Consider the following 17,656-nt stretch of genomic DNA (forward strand, 5'->3'; position numbering starts at 1 on the left):
GAAGATGACAACAACACACGACGTCCACTCGCCAAGCTTCATGACCGGCGATGAGTTCCACATCCCCACGTTTCGTCTGCTCCAGCAGGATGGCACCTTGTTCGAGGGCGCCGAGGCGCCCGAGCTCGACGAGGAAAAGGCGCTCAAGATCTACCGCGCCATGCTCGTCACGCGGGTACTCGACGAGCGCATGATGGCGGCACAGCGCCAGGGGCGGCTGTCGTTCTACATGCAGTGTACCGGTGAAGAGGCGGCGGTGATCGGCGCCACCGCGGCACTGGACGATGCCGACATGATCATGGCTCAGTACCGCGAGCAGGGCGCGCTGGTCTACCGTGGCTTCAGCTACGACGAGTTCATGAACCAGCTGTTCGGCAACGAACTCGACTACGGCAAGGGACGGCAGATGCCGATCCACTACGGGTCGCGCAAGCTGCACTACATGACCATCTCCTCACCGCTGGCCACCCAGATCCCCCAGGCCACCGGCTACGCCTATGGCCAGAAGCTGGCCGGAGAAGGGCACTGCACCATCACCTTCTTCGGCGAAGGGGCCGCATCGGAAGGGGACTTCCATGCAGCGCTGAACATGGCCTCGGTGCACAAGGTGCCGGTGATCTTCTTCTGTCGCAACAATGGCTATGCGATCTCCACGCCGGCCAGCGAGCAGTTCGCCGCCGACGGCATCGCCCCGCGGGCGTTCGGCTACCGCATGCACGTGATTCGTGTCGACGGTAACGACGTGCTGGCGGTATATCGCGCCACGCAGGAAGCGCGCAAGCTTGCCGTAGAGATGAACCAGCCGGTGCTGATCGAGGCAATGACCTATCGACTGGCGGCGCACTCGTCGTCCGATGATCCCTCCGGTTACCGCTCGCGCAAGGAGGAGGAAGCGTGGCGTGAGAAGGACCCTATCCTGCGCATGCAGCGTTGGCTGATCGAGCGCGGCTGGTGGAGCGAAGAGGAAGAGAAAGAACTCCAGGACAGTTTGCGCCGCGAGGTGCTCGAAACCATGAAGCGTGCCGAGAAGCGACCGCCGCCGCCGCTCGAAAGCCTGGTCACGGACGTCTACGCCGACGTGACGCCGGCGCTGCAGCGCCAGCTCGACGCGCTCAAGACCCATATCCGCAAGCATCCCGATGCCTATCCGAAGGGGGCGCGGTCGCTCGACCCCGACGTCAAGGCGGCAGCTGGCGAGTACAAGGCCGGCGACGAACAGGGAGGAGCCTGACATGCCCAAGATGAACATGCTTCAGGCGATCAACAATGCGCTGGACATCGCCATGGCCGAGGACGACAAGGTGCTCTGCTTCGGTGAGGATGTCGGCGTTTTCGGCGGCGTTTTCCGTGCCACCAGCCATCTGCAGGAGAAGTACGGCCGCGAGCGCTGCTTCAACACGCCCCTGGTGGAGCAAGGGATCATCGGCTTCGCCAATGGCCTGGCGGCCCAGGGGTCGGTACCGGTGGCTGAGATCCAGTTCGCCGACTACATCTTTCCGGCCTTCGACCAGATCGTCAACGAAACGGCCAAGTTCCGCTATCGCTCCGGCGATCTGTTCAACGTCGGTGGTTTGACCATTCGTACTCCATACGGCGGCGGCATCTCCGGCGGTCACTATCATTCCCAATCGCCGGAAGCCTATTTCGCCCACACTCCGGGACTCAAGATCGTGGTGCCGCGCAATCCCTATCAGGCCAAGGGGCTGCTGCTGTCGGCGATTCGCGATCCCGACCCGGTGATCTTCTTCGAGCCCAAGCGGCTCTACCGTGCTGCGGTGGGCGAGGTGCCCGAGGAGGACTACCAGCTGCCCATCGGCGAGGCCGAGGTCACCAAGGAGGGCAGCGACGTCACCGTGCTCGGTTGGGGCGCGCAGATGGAAGTGATCGACCGCGCCGTGGAACTCGCCGAGAAGGAGGGTATTTCCTGCGAAGTGATCGACCTGCGCAGCATCCTGCCGTGGGACGAGGATACCGTGGTCGAGTCGGTACTCAAGACCGGCCGCCTGGTGATCACTCACGAGGCGCCTCGCACCGGCGGATTCGCCGGTGAGATCGCCGCCACTATCCAGGAGCGCTGCTTCCTGTACCTGGAGTCGCCCATCGAGCGGGTGACGGGCCTGGATACGCCATTCCCGCTGACGCTGGAGAAGGAGTACCTGCCCGATCATCTCAAGATATTCGAGGCGATCAAGGCATCCGTGGCGTACTGACGCCCGATATCAGGACAGGAGAGAACGATGAGCGATTTCATGCTGCCCGATATCGGCGAAGGTATCGTGGAGTGCGAAGTGGTCGAATGGCGCGTGAGCGAAGGCGATGAGATCGCCGAGGACCAGCCGGTGGTCGAAGTCATGACCGACAAGGCACTGGTCGAGATCACCGCTCCCGAAGCGGGCCGCGTCACCAAGCTGTACGTGGCGAAGGGCGATATTGCCAAGGTGCATGCCCCGCTGTTCGCCTATGAGGCGCATGGCGAGGAGGGCGAGAGCACCGAGACGCTCGATCCGCCGCGTCCCGCCGCTGGTGAAGATGACGAAGTGGCAAGCCCGGCGGCCGAGGCACCTGGGCCACGGCAATCCTCGGCCGAGGCGCGGCCCACTGCCGCGGTTCCGGCCCGCGACTTCATACTGCCCGATATCGGCGAGGGTATCGTCGAATGCGAAGTGGTGGAGTGGCGCGTGGCCGAAGGTGAGGCGATCGAGGAGGATCAGCCGCTGGTCGACGTGATGACCGACAAGGCGTTGGTGGAGATCACCGCCCCCGAGGCGGGCACGGTGAGCAAGCTCTACGTGCCCAAGGGCGACATCGCCAAGGTGCACGCCCCGCTGTTCGCCTATGTGCCGGCTCATGCCGAGGAGGGCGAAGAAACCGTTACCGCTGAGGTGTCTGATGCCGAACCCGGCGTGCCGCAAACGCCTGGTCGCAAGGAGGGCGTCATGCCGGTGGCCAGCGGCGGTCGCGGTCCCTATGGGCGCATCCCGGCCAGCCCAGCGGTGCGCCGCCTGGTGCGCGAGCATGGCCTGTCGCTCGAGTCGATAGATGGCTCTGGCAAGGACGGCCGCGTGCTCAAGGAGGACGTGCTGCGCTATCTGGATAGGCAACTGGAGCACGGCCAGGTCGAGGGCGGCGAAGCGCGCCCCGCACGAGCCGTCACGTCGTTCGCCCGCAGCGAGATACCTCAACAGGGAACGGCTGCGTCGAAGCCAGAGGAGGGTGAAGTGCGGGTCGAGCCGATTCGCGGCGTGCGCGCGGTAATGGCGCGGCGCATGGTGGAATCGGCCAGCACCATTCCGCATTTCCACTATGGCGAGGAGATCGACGTCACCGAGCTGTTGGCACTGCGCGAGCGGCTCAAGCCGGTGGCCGAGGCGCAGCAGGTACGCCTGACGCTGATGCCGTTCTTCATGAAAGCACTGGCACTGGCGGTTCGCAAGGAGCCGATCCTCAACGCCCGGCTCAACGCCGAAGTCACCGAGATCCACTACCTGCCTTCGGTCAATGTCGGCATGGCCGTGGATAGCCGGTCGGGCCTGATCGTGCCCAACGTCAAGCAGGTGGAGCGGCGCAGCGTGCTCGAAGTAGCCCGCGAGATCCAGCGCCTGACGGCCGATGCGCGCGAAGGCCGGGTGGCACAGGAGGACCTCAAGGGCGGCACCATCAGCATCTCCAATATCGGCGCCTTTGGCGGCACCTACGCGGCGCCGATCATCAACGCGCCGGAGCTGGCCATCGTCGCCATCGGCAAGAGCCAATGGCTACCGCGCTTCGACGCGCGCGGCGAAGTGGTCAAGCGGGCGATCATGACGGTAACCTGGGCGGGTGATCATCGGGTCATCGACGGCGGCACCATCGCGCGCTTCTGCAACGCCTGGAAGGGCTACCTCGAGAGCCCCGAGACCATGCTCCTGCATCTCGGCTAGTCCGGCAGAGCCGTCCGGGCGAGCTTGTCCGGACGGCTCCCTTTCGATGGGCAATTCCACATGTCCCAGGCGCCGCTGCAGCAGTTCTACATTCCCGAAGAGCAGTCGATCTATCTGCTTAGCCACGATGACGCACGCAAGCTCAAGGAGTGGGTGGCGCTGTGCCGCGCCCAGCTCGAGCAGCTGGGCTACCGTGACATCGAGCTGATCGGCAAGGGCGCCTACGGCTTCGTCTTCGCCGGCATTACCGCTCATGGCGAGGAATACGTGTTCAAGTTCACCCGGGTCAACCTGCCCCAGCAGCTACAGGACCGCCTCGAGGAGGAGGCGTTCATGCTGGAACAGGTCGACCATCCCGGGTGCCACGCCTGATCGCCTACCAGCGCGTGCGCAACCAGTCGATTCTGGTAATGCAGCGGGCGCCGGGGCTCAACCTGGAGGAGGTCTCGCTGCGTGAAGGGCGCCTTCCTCCACGCCTGGTGGTGCGTATCGCCGATCAGCTCGCCGACATCCTGCGCAGCTTGCGCCACGAGACCGGGCAGGCGGGGCGACCCATCGTACATGGCGATATCAAGCCCTCGAACCTCGTCTTCGATGCCCGCCGCGAGTCGATTGCACTGATCGACTGGGGATCGTCGGTATTCGCCCAGCTAGACGCCAACCAGCAGTTCGTCGCCGCCAACGTCATGGAGCTGATGTCGGACAACCTGCAGCAGACCAATGCCCGCCTCGGCGACGTCTATTTCATCGGCGAGGAGCAGTTGAACGGGGCGCTGTCATCGCCGCGCTTCGACGAGCAGGGTGCCGCCGGTACCCTCTATGCGCTGGCCTCCGCGCAATCGTGCCGCTTCGGCCACCGTGCCATCCCCGCTACCTCGCTGGGCTTGCCCATGGAGTTCGCGCGGATGCTCGACGGCATGCTCGACCCGGACCCGAGGATTCGGCTCCAGGCCGGGGATCACTTCATTCGCGAGATGCCGCGCCTGGCCCGGGTGGTGATGATCGATCTGCCCGAGGCACCGGAAGCGCCACTGGTGCCGACCTGGGTCAGGCCATCGACGCGGGAGATCGACACCGTGGTCTACAGTTCGCGCAAGGCCTTCCTGCGCGAGGAGGGCGGCCGCGAGACGCTCAGCGACGTCAACGACGTGCAGCTCGACCGCTATTACAAGAACTTCATGCAGGGCATGGGCGAGACCGAGAAGGCATTCCTGGCGGCGGTGAGTCGCCTTGGCAAGTACCCGGTGGTGGGCGGGCTCGCGGTGCGCTGGGAAAGCGAGGGCGTGTATATCGATACCTCGCTCAATCTGCACGACACCACGCTCAAGCCGGCTTTCGTCGCGGCGGTCAACAACATGGTCAATCTGGCTCGGGCCATCTATCGCCAGGGTATCTTCAAGAGTTGCCTGTTCAATGCGCGCGACACCCTGCACCTGGATCGCGAGAGCCCGGCGCATCCGTTCGTGATCGAGCCCGGCATGCGGCTGCGCTACGAGGTTAGCGGCGTGCCGGAACTGGAGGATCGCAGCCGTCTTCACAGCTACTTCGAGGATGGCCCAGATCCCGAGGAGTTCCTGGTCCTGCCGGAGCCGATCATCACCTCGTTGGAGGCGCTCAACGACATCCATCACACCGGCATGATCATCTTCGAGGCGCTGCCCCAGCACCTCAAGATCCACAGCTACTACCGCCTGCTCGATCCTTCACGCGAGGTGGAATTCCGCGACCGGCTCGACGACATTCTCGATGCCGTCGGGCTGATCGAGGGACTGGGGGTGTCGGGCTTCATGAAGATGCCCTACAAGGACACGCGCTTCTTTGCTCACGTGGAGCGTCAGCCCGAGCGCTATTACCCGCGCAATCCACGCGAGGAGGCCCGGGACGGTGGCGCCCGGGCCTAAGTCGCCGGGCGCCACCTGTAACGGTGTCAGCGCTTAGCGCGTCATGCTGTAGGGGAGATAGAGGGCGATCTGGGGGAAGGCGTGCATCAGTGCGATCGCCGCCAGCATCAGCAGGAAGAAGGGCAGCGTGGCCTTGGTGATGGTCACGATGTCCTTGCCCGTCAGGCCCTGGATGACGAACAGGTTGAAGCCAACGGGAGGAGTGATCTGCGACATCTCGACCACGATCACCAGGTAGATACCGAACCAGATCAGGTCGAACCCCGCCGCGCTGACCAGCGGCATGATGATGGCGGTGACCAGCAGGATCAGCGAGATACCATCGAGGAAGCAACCCATCACCAGCAGCAGCAGGGTGAGCGCCACCAGCAGCATGGTGGGTGACAGGCCCATCTCGCCGATGGCGCGGGCCAACTGCATCGGCACCTGGGTGAAGCCCATGGCCGAGGTCAGGAACGAGGCGCCGGCGATGATGAAGGCGATCATGCAGGCAGTGCGCACGGCGGCGAACAGCGACTCTCTGAATACGCCAATGCCGAAGCTGCCGTTCCAGCGGGCGATCAGCATCGAGAGTACCACGCCCACCGCGGCGGCCTCGGTGGGTGAGGCGAACCCGCCATAGATCGATACGATGATGCCGCCGATCAGCAGCAGGATGGGAATCAGCTCCAGGGTATGGCGCAGCTTCTGGGCGAGCGACACGGAGGACTCGTCCTGACCGGTCAAGCCTTGGCGGTTGCCCCTGAGCAGCGACCAGACCACCAGGTAACCCATGAACAGTGCCAAAATCATCAGGCCTGGGCCGATTCCGGCCATGAACAGCCGTGATATCGACTGCTCGGTGACCACGCCATAGACGATCAGCACGATCGAAGGCGGAATCAGCAGTCCCAGCGTCGAGGCGCTGGCCAGGGTGCCGATGGCCATGTTGCTGTCGTAGCCGCGTCGTTCCAGCTCTGGCAGCGTCATCTTGCCTACCGTGGCGCAAGTGGCTGCCGACGAGCCACATACGGCGGCGAACATGCCGCTGCCGATGATGTTGGTGTGCAGCAGGCGGCCGGGAATGCGGTTGAGCCAGGGCGACAGGCCGCGGAACATGTTGTCGGCAAGCCCCGAACGGAACAGGATCTCGCCCATCCAGATGAACATCGGCAGGGCGGTCAGGTCCCAGCCGTAGCTGGCACCCCAGAAATCGGAAGCGAGGATCGGACCCGGTGCGAAGGGGCTGAAGAAGGCCAGCGCGATCCACGCGGTGCCGATCAGGGCGAAGGCGATCCATACTCCGCTGCCGAGCAGGATCGCCAGCGTGAAGATGGTGGCCAGGCTGAGTATCAACACGTGATATGTCTCCGTGTGGTTGAGACGCGGCTCAAGGAAGATCGCTGTCGTCGACAGCCGCCTCTTCGCGGAAGCGGTGGGGCTCGCGAATGGCGATGCGCAAGGTGGTCGCCAGGGCCTCGGCCAGTGCCAGGCAAAGCAGGCCGACACCGGTGGCCAGCACCGTCTGGGGAATCCACAGTGGAATCGACAGGAAGCCCGAGGAGACGTCGTTGAATTCACGGCTCTCCCGGGCAAGTTCCACCAGCCCATAGCCCAGCAACAGGCTGATGACGAGCGCCACCAGCAGGCAGAACACCTCGAACCAGGCGCGCAGTGCCGATGGCAGCCGGGAAATCAGTAGGGTGACGCGTATGTGCGCATGGTGGACGAAGGTGTAGGCGAGACCGAGGAACGTCGCCCCCACCAGCAGGTAGGAGGCAATCTCCGACACGCCGGTGATGCCCAGGCCAAGGCGGCGCATGCCCACCAGTACCAGCAGTGCGTCGACCAGGCGGAAGGTGACCTGAAGGGCGACCAGGGCGCAGATCACCACCATGCAGGCAGCGGCACCCCAGGCGCCCAGGCGATAGAGCGCATTGAACTTAAAGATCATGACAGGAGCCTCATGGCGAACTGAGAGAAGCGTGGCAGTTGCCCACCACGCTGTCATGTCAGGATGGTGCGCTCAGTTGCCGCGCTGCTGCTGGTACTCTTCGAGCACCTGCTGGGCCTGCTCGTCGGCACGATCCTGCCAGGCGGAGAACAGACGGTCGCCAGCGGCCTGAAGGGCGGCGGCAACCTCTTCGTTGGGCGTGGAAACGGTAATGCCGTTGGCCTGCAATGCCTCGAGGCTTGCCTGGTTGTCGTCGCGGCTCATTTGCCAGCCACGCTCCTCGGCGCGTGCCGCCGCTTCCAGCAGGGCCTCCTGGGTGGCTTCATCGAGGCGATCGAAGGCGCGTTGGTTGATGAACACGATGTTCTTCGGCAGCCACAGGTTGGCATCGGTGTAGTGGGAGACGTAATCCCACGCCGTCATCGAGTTGCCGGTGGAACTGGAGGTTATCATGGCATCCACCCGGCCAGTACTGAAGGCGGTGGGAATGTCCGACTCCTCGGTCTCGGTGGGGTTGCCGCCGAGATAGTCGACGAAGCGCTGGGTATTGATGTTCGGCGCACGCACGCGCAGGCCCTCGAAGCGTTCCGGGTCGTCGAGTTCGAAATCGGTGTAGATGCCCTGGGCCGGCCAGGCGACGGCGTAGAGCGGCATCAACCCCTGGTTGGCGAACAGCTCGCTGATCACCGGCTTGGTGGCCTGCCACAGCGCGAAGGCCTCCTCGTAGCTGCCAGCCACGCCCGGCAGGGTGTCGACCTCGAAGATCGGATCCTCGTTGGAAAGGGTCGAGAGGAAGACCTCGCCGGCTTCGATGGTGCCGCGACGTACCGAGGATTTGATCTCGCCATGGGCCACCAGCGACCCGCCGCTGTGAACGTTGATGGTCAACTCGCCGCCGGTGGCTTCCGCCACGTCCTCGGCGAACTGCTTCACGTTCTTGGTATGAAAGCTGGCATCGCCATAGGGCGTGGCCATGGTCCATTCGGCGGCGCTGGCCGCGGCGGAAAGGCCGCAGGCGGTAGCAAGCAGTACGGAGCGGGACAGGAACTTGTTCATGTTTTTCTCTCTTGTTGGATTTGCCAGGTTGGCTTCATGTTGCCAGTGGGTGTGTAGTGGGACGTCTTGGCCGCACCCAACGGCCGGAAAAGTCGCTCTGCGCCATGGTCGCGATACGCGACTGGGCATAGCGCTGGGCGCACTGCTGCGCCAGTAGCCCGACGCTGCGACAGAAACGCGGATGATTGGCGCTGCGCCAGATCACGTCGTAGTGCATCTCCGGCAGAGGCAGCGGCAGCTCGATGCGGTACAGCTTGCCGCAGCGCCATTCGTCGAGCACGGTGGCGGTGGGCAGGGCGCCGATGCCGAGCCCTTCCATGGTCATCCGCACGATAGTCATCAAGGTGCTCACGCTATGGATGCGCGGCGATTCCACTCCCTGCATGGCCAGGTAAGCCAGCAGCTCCTCGTAAGGCCTGGCCTTCTTGCCGAAGGAGATGAAGGGCAGGCGGGTCAGCCACTCTTCACCGCAGCTGGCCAGCATCTCGACATGATCCGGCGAGACGAACATGCCCATCTCGTAGGGGCTGAGCGGCACCTGGTCGATGCGCTCGGGGTCGAGATAGCCGTTCATGGCCAACAGGATGTCGAGGTCGTTCCTGGCCAGCCGCTGGTTGAGCGCCGGCGAGTAGTCGACGCTCAACTCAATGGTGAGCTGCGGATAGCGCTGGGTCAGGTCGCGCATGAATTCGGTCAGCCAACTGTGCGCGATGGTCTCGATGACACCGAGGCGCAGCGGAGCGGAGAACGTTTCCTTGTCGTCGAACAACCTCAGGGCTTCATCCCGCTGTCGCAGCAGGCCTTCGGCATGCAAGAAGAACTCACGGCCGCGCATGGTGGGCTGAATGGGTCTCGCCGAGCGCTCCAGCAGCGTTTCGCCGACGGTCGTCTCGAGGCGCAGGATACGCTCCGAGATCGAGGGCTGGGTCAGGTGCAGGCGGTCGGCCGCCTTGCGGAAGGAACCCAGCCTGACTGCCCAGACGAACGCTTCCAACTCTTTGAAATCGAGCATGCTGATACCGGCTCAAGCCTTCTTGAACAGCTGTTCTTCGCGGTTCTTGAATGCCTTGAACTCCAGGGCATTACCGGAAGGATCATAGAAGAACATGGTGGCCTGCTCGCCGGGTTCGCCCTTGAAGCGGATGTAGGGTTCGATCTCGAACGCCACGCCATTGTCGCGCAGCTTCTGTGCCAGCGCTTCCCAGGCCTCCATCTCCAGCACGACGCCGAAGTGCGGTACGGGTACGCCATGCCCATCGACGGGATTCTTGTGGCTGGAAACCGGGTTGTTCCTGAGGGCCGGATTGAGGTGACAGACGAACTGGTGCCCGTAGAGATCGAAATCGACCCAGCTCTCCGACGAGCGGCCTTCGGGGCAGCCGAGGAAGTCGCCGTAGAAGCGTCGCGCTTCGTCGATATCGCGCACCTGGACGGCTAAATGGAACGGATCTTTTACTGCCATGAGGAGACACCTCTTGTTGAAGTTATAGGGTCGCGCTTTGTTTCATTGATAATCCTCAAGAGAGGGCTCGTCAACCATTTTTCTACTTAATAACAATATGATAGGTGATACCGATATAGAGTATCGTAAAAAACGATTGGCGATGAAAACCGCCCCTCCATATAGTGAATTCCACTACAACAACCGTTATCGATGTTCAGGAGAAGCGCATGGCCGTCCCCCTGCTCAATTGCGATATGGGAGAAAGCTTCGGCAATTATTCGCTGGGGCTCGACAGTGAAGTGATGCCCTATGTCGATTGCGCCAACATCGCCTGTGGCTTTCACGCTTCGGATCCTCATGTAATGCGCCGAACGGTGCGGCTCGCGGTAGAGCATGGCGTGAGAGTGGGCGCGCACCCGGCCTATCCCGACCTGATGGGCTTCGGGCGTCGCTCCATGGCCTGTTCCCCCGCGGAGGTCGAGGACCTGGTGCTGTATCAGGTCGGTGCGCTGGCGGGAATTTGCCAGGCGGAGGGGACGAGCATTCGCTACGTCAAGCCGCATGGCGCGCTGTACAACGACATGGCGCGCGATGCCGAGCTGTTGCGTGCGGTGATGCGAGCGGTGCGTAGCTTCGACCCGAACCTGCCGCTGATGCTGATGGCAACTGCTGATCCCGAACCGAGCCGGCGGCTGGCGGAAGAGATGGATATGGCGATCTGGTTCGAGACCTTTGCCGACCGGGCCTATGACGCCAAGGGTCATCTCGTCTCCCGCCGCTTGCCGGGAGCGGTGCATCACGACCAGGCGACCATCGTGGCCCAGGCCGTCAGTCTGGCACGCGGTGAACCGCTCGAGGCCAGCGATGGCACGCTGTTGCAGTTGCCCTGCGACACGCTCTGCGTCCACGGGGACAATCCCGAATCGGTGGCGGCGGTGCGCGCGATTCGTGATGCCTTCCAGGCGCTGGAAACGGCATGACGCACGAGGCACGCATCGAATTGGCGGCCATGGACGTGCTCATGGTGCGTCTGTTCGATGATATCGACGAGTCGAACATGTCCTGGATCGTGGCTGCCGACCGGGCGCTACGCGACGCCTTCGGGGATTCGCTGATCGACCTGGTGCCATCCTATACCACGTTGATGCTGCACTACGATTGCCTGCGCCTGACGCATGACGAGGCACTGGCGCGAATCGAGGCCGTACTTTCACGGCTCGAGCCGGCTGCCGCCGGGCTGGGGCGCCGCCACGAGATCCCGGTCTGGTACGACCCCAGCGTCGGCCCCGAGCTGGGCCGGGTGGCCGAGCGCGCCGGGCTGTCGGTCGAGGAGGTCGTGCAGCGCCACTGTGGCCGCGACTATCACGTATTCGCCCTCGGTTTTGCTCCGGGGTACAGCTTCATGGGCATGGTCGAGGAGACCTTGGCCACGCCGCGGCTGAAGACCCCGCGTCGCAGGGTGGCGGCCGGTAGCGTGGGCATCGCCGATCGACAGACCGCGATCTACCCGTTGCTGTCTCCGGGCGGCTGGAACATCCTGGGGCGCACCGCCGTGCCCCTGTTCGAACATGCGCGGCGCGGCGAACCGCTGCTGCTGCCGGGGGATCGGGTGCGTTTCATGGCGATTTCCCGGGCCGAGTTCGAACGCCAAGGTGGCGACACCACACCGCTGGAGGCCGCCCTGTGAGCCATATGACGCATACGCTGCTGCGTGTCGTACAGGCGGGCCCCTTGGCGCTCGTGGTGGATGGTGGACGCTTCGGTGTGCGCCACCTGGGCGTGACCCAGGGGGGCGCCGCCGACTGGGTCTCGTTCCACTGGGCCAATTGGCTGCTCGGCAACGCGCTGGATGCCGCGGCACTGGAGATCGTGCTTGGCGGCGGCCTGACGCTGGAGGTGGAGCAGGATGCGACCCTGGCGCTGGCGGGCGCCGATCTCGATGCCCGGCTCGACGACCGCCCGCTGGCGCCAGGGATGGCCTTTGCCGTCGTGGCGGGCCAGCGGCTGAGCTTCCACCAGCCCCGCGATGGCCTGCGCGCTTACCTGGCCGTGCCTGGTGGGCTGGCTACGCCGGTCGTGCTGGGCAGTCGCAGTGCCACGCCGCGGGAGCAACTGGGCGGACAGCGTGGGGATGGCAGTGCGCTGGGCAGTGGCGACCGGCTGGAGTGGAACCCGCGCCAGGTGAGGGGGCGTCGTTTGCCGTTCGATCCAGCCCAGGGAATAACGCTGCGCGGCAATCGGTTGGCGCTGGTGCCCGGTGCGCAGATCGGCCATTTCTCCGGTACCAGTCTCTACCGTGCGTTCAATGCGACCTGGCGCATCGACACCCGTGCCGACCGCATGGGAGTCCGACTGCTGGGACCGGAGCTGCGCTGTCGGCTGGGTAGCATGGTCTCCGAAGGCATTCCCATGGGAGCGGTGCAGGTGCCACCGGACGGTCAGCCCATCGTGCTGCTCAACGATCGTCAGACCATTGGCGGCTACCCACGCCTGGGGGCGCTGACACCGCTGGCTGCCGCACGCCTGGCGCAGTGCCTGCCGGGCAAGGAGGTCGGCCTGATGGCGATCTCTCGTGAGCGGGCGTTGGCATCCTATCGCAGTTGCCTGGATGCGTTCCGCTGAGCCGGCACCACTGAACTGATACTACTGAACCGGGACGATCAGGCGCCCAGCCCGCTCTCGCGCAGCAATTGGTCGAGCGCCGGGCGCCGGTTCGGCAGCGGGGCGCTGACGGCCTCTTCCAGCAGGTACTGGGCCTCGAGGTCGTGCATGCCCACGGCAAGGCAGCTCTCGATCAGCTCTCCCTTGCTCTTGCCGGTGCGCTGGGCGAGCCGCTCGAGGCGAGACTCGACGTCGCGTGAAAACCGAAGCAGATGTGGCATTCCCCCCTCCCTTAGGCCCTGTGGCAGCATTGGTTGCATGCGGGGCCTCTCTTCTCAACATAAGCCGCCGGGTGCAGGCTGTCACCTGGATGTTGCCGGCCAGGCGTGACGACACGGTGACGCTGGGATGACGTCCTGGTGAAAATGTCAGGCCAGGCCGCGGCGGGTCATCACTTCGGTGATGATCGGCACCGGGGTCATCAGGTGCTCGCGCATCATGTCGGCGGCGCGCTCGGCGCGGCGTTCGAGAATCACCTCGACCAGCGCCGCATGCTCCTGGCGCTTGCGCTCGAGGGCTTCTTCGGAGAATACCGTCTCGCGCAGCCACAGGTGTCGGTAACGTTCGACCTGGTCGAACAGGCTCTCGCGCACCTGCAGCAGGTGCGGCGAGCGACAGCCGCTGGCGATGGCGGTATGGAATGCCTTGTGCCGGGTGTCCCAGACATCGAGCAGCTCGTCCGGGCTGTTGACCTCCATGATCTTCGATAGCGTATGCGCCTTGGCCAGTATCTCGGCCTCCCAGGCATCGTCGCCGCGCTCGATGGCAAGCTTCAGGATCAACCCCTCGAGCTGGGCCCGGGCGTCGTAGAGATCGGCCAACTCCGCCAGCGACATCGGGGCAACCCGATAGCCGCGCTGGCTGATGGCGACGACCAAGCGCTCGGCAACGAGCTGCGACAGGGCTTCACGCAGCGGGCCGATGCCCAGGCCATAGCGCTCCTTGAGCCGGCTCATCAGCAGCTTTTCGCCCGGCTGGAACACGCCGCGCGTAATGTCGCGCTTGAGCCAGCTATAGGCGCTGATGCCGAGATTCTGGCGAGGCGAGCTATCCATCGTCATTGTCGTCGTTCCCTTGTATTTGCCGAGCATGATAACCAAACGCTACCGTTGCCGGTAACCGCGCGACATTTATACCAAGTATCTATATTCGATGCAGTCCGCCGAGCGACGCGATCAGCGGTCCTCGAGCCGATTCACGGTCCAATCGACCAATTCGCGAGCCAGCCTGTCCGCTGCCATGCCGAAGGCATCGACCACTGCGTCGATGGACTCGCTGCCCACCGGCTGGTGCTGGGTAAAGCGCCGGCTGGCCAGAAGCCGCTGGGACCGGGTGTCGATCAGCCTGACGTCCAGGCGCAGCGTCGCTTCGGGCAGGCCGTTGCGATAGCGGCTGTGAAAGGAGCGCAGGTCACTCAGCAGCTCCACATCGGCCGATACGTTGCTGTCGGCATGGACCAGGCTAGGGATGCGGCCATCGTCCTGAAAGGCGTCGAGCAAACGGTTGCGGATGAGCTGCGGCATGGTGTCGGCCCAGCGTACGCCGGCATAGACCTGCGGCTGATTGGGCATAGGTACGACAAGGATTCGCGCGCCATCCAGCAGCCCGCTGGCATCCGGTGTGGCCAGGCGCAGGGCAGTTCCGTTCCAGGAACTGCCATGCGCGGCGGGATCGAGAGCCTGGGCGGGCAGCTCGTAGAGAGTGACGGGCGTGCGCTCCGGTACCAGGTTGCAACCGGGCAGGGCGAACGCTATCACGATGGCCAGGAGCGGCAGGGCACGCTGGGTCATGGCGTGAACTCCTCGACGCGTTCGCGCCCCAGCAGGAAGTCGCGTGGATTCTCCTCCAGGCGGCGTACCAGCCGGTTGAGCGAGGAGAGGGTGTTGCGCAACTCGAGGGTGGCCGGTCCCAGCCCCTGCACGCCACGTAGGCCGCTTTCCAGTGCCCCCTGGTTGTCGTCCAGCAGCGCCTCCAGACTCTGGGCCGTGCGGGCCAGGCTGCTGGTGATCTGACGGGCATTGCCCAGCACTTCCTCCGCCTGACCTTGGACCAAGCCACCCGTACGACCGGCCAGGGCGCGAATTTCAGCGAGGGCGCGTGCGGCCTCCTCGGACACCTCGAGCATGCGCTCGGCCAGCTGGCCTGGGGCATCGCCGAGAGCGGCGAACTGCGCCGTGGTGCGCTCCAGGTTGGCCAGGATCCGCTCGATGCTGGCCACGTTCTCCTCTGACAATACCTCCTCCAGCCTCGTCAGCACGCGGTTGACGTTGCCCAGCAGTTCCTCGCTATCGCTGAGCATGGCGCTGAGCGGTGACTGGTCGGCGGTGATGCGTGGCGGCGTGTCGCCGCGGGTGACCAGAAGCGGACTTTCCGGCGCTCCTCCCTGCAGTTGGATGGACATGCTCCCGGTGATGTTGGCCAGGGCGAGCCGCGCGCGAGTGTCCTGGCGAATGGGAACCTGACTCTCCACGCGAATGAGAGCCAGGACATTGCGAGGGTCGGCGGGGTCGAGGCGCAGGCTGACCACGTCGCCGACCCGCACGCCGCTGTACTCCACGGCGTTGCCTTCCGAGAGGCCGCTGACGCCGTGGTGGAAGAGAACCTCGTATTGGGTATAGGCCTGGTCGCGTGTGCTCTGGTTGAGCCAAAGTGCGAACAGAAGGCCGCCGACGGCCGCCAGCACGACGAACAGGCCGATCACGACATGGTGCGCGCGGGTCTCCATCAGCGTTCCTCCCCGTTAGGTGACGAATGGTGTCGTGCCGCCTGGCTGGCGGCTCGGCCCCTTGGGCCGTGGAAATAGTCGCGTATCCAGGGATCGTCGGTATCCTCCACCACTGGCAGCGAGTCGGCGACCAGAACACGCTTGTTGGCAATGACAGCCACTCGGTCGCAGCTCGAGTACAGCGTATCGAGATCGTGCGTGACCAGAAAGACGCTGAAGCCCAGGGCATCGCGCAGCGTCAGGAGCAGGCGGTCGAAGGCGGCGGCACCGATCGGGTCGAGACCGGCGGTGGGCTCGTCGAGAAACAGCACTTCGGGGTCGAGGGCCAGGGCGCGGGCGAGTGCGGCGCGCTTGATCATGCCGCCGGAGAGCTCCGCCGGGTTGAGGCGCGCGGCGTCTGGCGGCAGCCCGGCCAATGCCAGCTTGACCCGGGCGAGGCGCTCGGCATCGGCCCGCGACAGTCCGACATGTTCGATCAGCGGCAGGGCAACGTTTTCCTGTAGATTGAGCGAGGAGAACAGGGCGCCGCGCTGGAACAGCACGCCGAAGCGGCGCTCGACCCGGGCCCGCTGGGCGGAAGGCAGGCGCTGCAGTTCCTCGCCAAAGACGCGGATGGTGCCACCGTCTGGCCGCTTGAGGCCGACGATACTGCGCAGCAGTACCGACTTGCCGGTGCCGGAGCCGCCCACCACGCCGAGGATCTCGCCGCGGCGAATGTCCAGGTCCAGGCCGTCATGCACCACATGCTGGCCAAAGCGGTTGACCAGCCCACGGATCTCGACGATAGCCTCGCCCCTCTGATTCACCAGCCCATCTCCATGAAGAACAGTGCGGCCAGCGCATCGAGCAGGATCACCATGAAGATCGACTGCACCACACTGGAGGTGGTGTGTTCGCCCACCGACTGGGCGCTGGCCTTGGCCTTGAAGCCTTCCAGGCAGCCGATCACGGCGACGAGGAAGGCAAATAGCGGGGCCTTGATCATGCCGACCAGAAAGTGCCGTAGCGGAATGTCGCGCTGCAGAATGGCGAGGAATTGGTTGGGTGGAATGTCGAGCGCCAGGGCACATACCAGTGCGCCGCCCAGCATGCCGCTGAGCATGCCGATCAGGGCCAGTATCGGCAGGCTGATCGTCATCGCCAGCACTCGTGGCAGTACCAGCAGCTCGATGGGATCGAGCCCCTGGGCGCGTAGTGCGTCGATCTCCTCGTTGGCCTTCATCGAGCCGATCTGGGCGGTAAAGGCACTGGCCGTGCGGCCCGCCAACAGGATGGCCGCGAGCAGCACGCCGAATTCGCGCAGGAAGGAGTAGGTCACCAGATTGACCGTGTAGATGGTGGCACCGAAGTCGCGCAGCACCGTGGCGCCAAGGAACGCCACCACCGCACCGACGAGAAAGGTAAGCAGGGCGACGATGGGAATGGCGTTGAGTCCAGTCTGCTGGACATGGGCCACCAGCGAGGTGATTCGCCAGCGCCAGGGTGTGACCAGCGTGGCCAACAGCGTGCTGAGCGTCAGGCCGATGAAGGCGATGAGCTGCAGCTGTTGGCGGGCGAGTTGCTCGACGATTTGCCCCAGTGCGGCCAAGGCTGCAAACAGGCCCCTGTCAGGCCCAGGAGGCGCGAACAGGGGAGTGCGGGAGGCGTCGGCCACCGCTCTCAGCAGCGCCTGGCGCTCGGCCGGCAGGTTCGGTGCCCACTGGGCGACGTCGCGTACGGTATCGGGGCCCAGCAGGTCGACCAGCAGGGCGGCACCGGAGGTGTCGAGCTCGCCGAGGCGCTCCAGGTCTAGCGACTCGGCCTCATGGACCCTGGCCACGGCGTCACGCAGCCTGGCATAGTGCGGCAGCGTCCAGTCGCCTATGGCACTCAGGCGATGAGCATCCTGCTCCAGCCTGCCGGGACGGGAAACGGTGTCGGGCATGGCGAGTCGTCCATCTCTCCCTCAAAACCTCAAAATGGTGCCCTTGGGCATCTCCCCATCACTATATCGTCATACACCGTTAGGCGACAGCG

17 protein-coding genes and 2 pseudogenes are annotated in these 17,656 nt (G+C 64.6%); 8 read left to right on the forward strand and 11 right to left on the reverse strand.

Annotated features, from left to right (window positions below; translation table 11 throughout):
• Window positions 1-4 precede the first annotated feature (4 nt).
• From EKK97_RS11495 to EKK97_RS11510, 5 genes and pseudogenes are all read left to right on the forward strand, one after another.
• A complete protein-coding gene (locus tag EKK97_RS11495; RefSeq protein WP_159551984.1) occupies window positions 5-1,231 on the forward strand; it encodes a thiamine pyrophosphate-dependent dehydrogenase E1 component subunit alpha in 1,227 nt (408 codons plus the stop codon).
• 1 nt (window position 1,232) lies between these two features.
• Window positions 1,233-2,210, forward strand: a complete 978-nt coding sequence (locus tag EKK97_RS11500) for an alpha-ketoacid dehydrogenase subunit beta (protein WP_159551986.1) — start codon at window positions 1,233-1,235, stop codon at window positions 2,208-2,210.
• Between the two features lie 39 nt (window positions 2,211-2,249).
• Window positions 2,250-2,444, forward strand: a pseudogene (locus tag EKK97_RS26110) (biotin/lipoyl-containing protein); the annotation flags it as partial.
• 180 nt (window positions 2,445-2,624) lie between these two features.
• The gene (locus EKK97_RS11505; RefSeq protein ID WP_422673568.1) at window positions 2,625-3,920 is read left to right on the forward strand and encodes a 2-oxo acid dehydrogenase subunit E2; all 1,296 of its coding nucleotides are present in this window, start codon (window positions 2,625-2,627) and stop codon (window positions 3,918-3,920) included.
• Window positions 3,921-3,980: 60 nt separating this feature from the next.
• Window positions 3,981-5,821: pseudogene (locus EKK97_RS11510) on the forward strand (protein kinase domain-containing protein).
• Between the two features lie 33 nt (window positions 5,822-5,854).
• Here the strand turns inward: EKK97_RS11510 and EKK97_RS11515 are convergent.
• The 5 genes from EKK97_RS11515 to EKK97_RS11535 all read right to left on the reverse strand — a co-directional run bounded on the left by EKK97_RS11515 (window position 5,855) and on the right by EKK97_RS11535 (window position 10,272).
• Window positions 5,855-7,159 (reverse strand): TRAP transporter large permease, encoded by a 1,305-nt coding sequence (locus EKK97_RS11515; RefSeq protein ID WP_159551990.1) that lies wholly within the window; start codon window positions 7,157-7,159, stop codon window positions 5,855-5,857.
• A gap of 31 nt (window positions 7,160-7,190) precedes the next feature.
• Complete coding sequence (locus EKK97_RS11520; RefSeq protein ID WP_159551992.1) at window positions 7,191-7,754, reverse strand: TRAP transporter small permease; 564 nt, start codon at window positions 7,752-7,754, stop codon at window positions 7,191-7,193.
• A gap of 72 nt (window positions 7,755-7,826) precedes the next feature.
• The gene (locus EKK97_RS11525) at window positions 7,827-8,810 is read right to left on the reverse strand and encodes a TRAP transporter substrate-binding protein (protein ID WP_159551994.1); all 984 of its coding nucleotides are present in this window, start codon (window positions 8,808-8,810) and stop codon (window positions 7,827-7,829) included.
• Between the two features lie 34 nt (window positions 8,811-8,844).
• Window positions 8,845-9,822 carry a LysR family transcriptional regulator gene (locus tag EKK97_RS11530; RefSeq protein ID WP_159551996.1) on the reverse strand — a complete coding sequence of 326 codons (978 nt, stop codon included), beginning with the start codon at window positions 9,820-9,822 and terminating at the stop codon, window positions 8,845-8,847.
• Window positions 9,823-9,834: 12 nt separating this feature from the next.
• Window positions 9,835-10,272 (reverse strand): VOC family protein, encoded by a 438-nt coding sequence (locus EKK97_RS11535; RefSeq protein ID WP_159551998.1) that lies wholly within the window; start codon window positions 10,270-10,272, stop codon window positions 9,835-9,837.
• A gap of 209 nt (window positions 10,273-10,481) precedes the next feature.
• Between EKK97_RS11535 and EKK97_RS11540 the strand changes: the two genes are divergently transcribed.
• From EKK97_RS11540 to EKK97_RS11550, 3 genes are read left to right on the forward strand one after another with little or no spacing between them, the layout of a single operon-like run.
• Window positions 10,482-11,234, forward strand: coding sequence for a 5-oxoprolinase subunit PxpA (locus tag EKK97_RS11540; protein WP_159552000.1), 753 nt, complete (start codon window positions 10,482-10,484; stop codon window positions 11,232-11,234).
• Window positions 11,231-11,941 carry a 5-oxoprolinase subunit PxpB gene (pxpB, locus tag EKK97_RS11545; RefSeq protein WP_159552002.1) on the forward strand — a complete coding sequence of 237 codons (711 nt, stop codon included), beginning with the start codon at window positions 11,231-11,233 and terminating at the stop codon, window positions 11,939-11,941. The genes EKK97_RS11540 and pxpB overlap by 4 nt, the downstream gene beginning before the upstream one ends.
• Before the next feature lie 5 nt (window positions 11,942-11,946).
• Window positions 11,947-12,876 (forward strand): 5-oxoprolinase subunit C family protein, encoded by a 930-nt coding sequence (locus EKK97_RS11550; protein WP_159555774.1) that lies wholly within the window; start codon window positions 11,947-11,949, stop codon window positions 12,874-12,876.
• A 38-nt stretch (window positions 12,877-12,914) separates the two neighbouring features.
• Here the strand turns inward: EKK97_RS11550 and EKK97_RS11555 are convergent, their stop codons facing one another.
• The 6 genes from EKK97_RS11555 to EKK97_RS11580 all read right to left on the reverse strand — a co-directional run bounded on the left by EKK97_RS11555 (window position 12,915) and on the right by EKK97_RS11580 (window position 17,564).
• Window positions 12,915-13,136: a hypothetical protein gene (locus tag EKK97_RS11555; protein WP_159552004.1), complete on the reverse strand. Its 222-nt coding sequence runs from the start codon at window positions 13,134-13,136 to the stop codon at window positions 12,915-12,917.
• Between the two features lie 147 nt (window positions 13,137-13,283).
• Window positions 13,284-13,970: a DNA-binding transcriptional regulator CsiR gene (gene csiR / locus EKK97_RS11560; protein ID WP_422673554.1), complete on the reverse strand. Its 687-nt coding sequence runs from the start codon at window positions 13,968-13,970 to the stop codon at window positions 13,284-13,286.
• A gap of 120 nt (window positions 13,971-14,090) precedes the next feature.
• A complete protein-coding gene (locus EKK97_RS11565) occupies window positions 14,091-14,705 on the reverse strand; it encodes an ABC-type transport auxiliary lipoprotein family protein (RefSeq protein WP_201297078.1) in 615 nt (204 codons plus the stop codon).
• A complete protein-coding gene (locus EKK97_RS11570; protein WP_159552008.1) occupies window positions 14,702-15,640 on the reverse strand; it encodes an MlaD family protein in 939 nt (312 codons plus the stop codon). Before EKK97_RS11570 ends, EKK97_RS11565 begins: the two co-directional genes overlap by 4 nt.
• Window positions 15,640-16,446: an ABC transporter ATP-binding protein gene (locus EKK97_RS11575; protein ID WP_201297079.1), complete on the reverse strand. Its 807-nt coding sequence runs from the start codon at window positions 16,444-16,446 to the stop codon at window positions 15,640-15,642. The genes EKK97_RS11570 and EKK97_RS11575 overlap by 1 nt, the downstream gene beginning before the upstream one ends.
• Entirely contained in the window at window positions 16,443-17,564 is a 1,122-nt protein-coding gene (locus tag EKK97_RS11580) for an MlaE family ABC transporter permease (protein ID WP_159552010.1), read from the reverse strand. Before EKK97_RS11580 ends, EKK97_RS11575 begins: the two co-directional genes overlap by 4 nt.
• Window positions 17,565-17,656: the final 92 nt, after the last annotated feature.

Origin of the sequence: Billgrantia tianxiuensis (assembly GCF_009834345.1) — a bacterium.
GTDB classification, from domain to species: Bacteria; Pseudomonadota; Gammaproteobacteria; order Pseudomonadales; family Halomonadaceae; genus Halomonas; species Halomonas tianxiuensis.

Coding starts and splice junctions, on each gene's coding strand:
- EKK97_RS11580 (WP_159552010.1), bottom strand. CDS start 17,564: ATGCCCGACACCGTTTCCCGTCCCGGCAGGCTGGAGCAGGATGCTCAT.
- EKK97_RS11500 (WP_159551986.1), top strand. CDS start 1,233: ATGCCCAAGATGAACATGCTTCAGGCGATCAACAATGCGCTGGACATC.
- EKK97_RS11520 (WP_159551992.1), bottom strand. CDS start 7,754: ATGATCTTTAAGTTCAATGCGCTCTATCGCCTGGGCGCCTGGGGTGCC.
- EKK97_RS11495 (WP_159551984.1), top strand. CDS start 5: ATGACAACAACACACGACGTCCACTCGCCAAGCTTCATGACCGGCGAT.
- pxpB (WP_159552002.1), top strand. CDS start 11,231: ATGACGCACGAGGCACGCATCGAATTGGCGGCCATGGACGTGCTCATG.
- csiR (WP_422673554.1), bottom strand. CDS start 13,970: ATGGATAGCTCGCCTCGCCAGAATCTCGGCATCAGCGCCTATAGCTGG.
- EKK97_RS11565 (WP_201297078.1), bottom strand. CDS start 14,705: ATGACCCAGCGTGCCCTGCCGCTCCTGGCCATCGTGATAGCGTTCGCC.
- EKK97_RS11530 (WP_159551996.1), bottom strand. CDS start 9,822: ATGCTCGATTTCAAAGAGTTGGAAGCGTTCGTCTGGGCAGTCAGGCTG.
- EKK97_RS11535 (WP_159551998.1), bottom strand. CDS start 10,272: ATGGCAGTAAAAGATCCGTTCCATTTAGCCGTCCAGGTGCGCGATATC.
- EKK97_RS11570 (WP_159552008.1), bottom strand. CDS start 15,640: ATGGAGACCCGCGCGCACCATGTCGTGATCGGCCTGTTCGTCGTGCTG.
- EKK97_RS11525 (WP_159551994.1), bottom strand. CDS start 8,810: ATGAACAAGTTCCTGTCCCGCTCCGTACTGCTTGCTACCGCCTGCGGC.
- EKK97_RS11555 (WP_159552004.1), bottom strand. CDS start 13,136: ATGCCACATCTGCTTCGGTTTTCACGCGACGTCGAGTCTCGCCTCGAG.
- EKK97_RS11550 (WP_159555774.1), top strand. CDS start 11,947: ATGACGCATACGCTGCTGCGTGTCGTACAGGCGGGCCCCTTGGCGCTC.
- EKK97_RS11540 (WP_159552000.1), top strand. CDS start 10,482: ATGGCCGTCCCCCTGCTCAATTGCGATATGGGAGAAAGCTTCGGCAAT.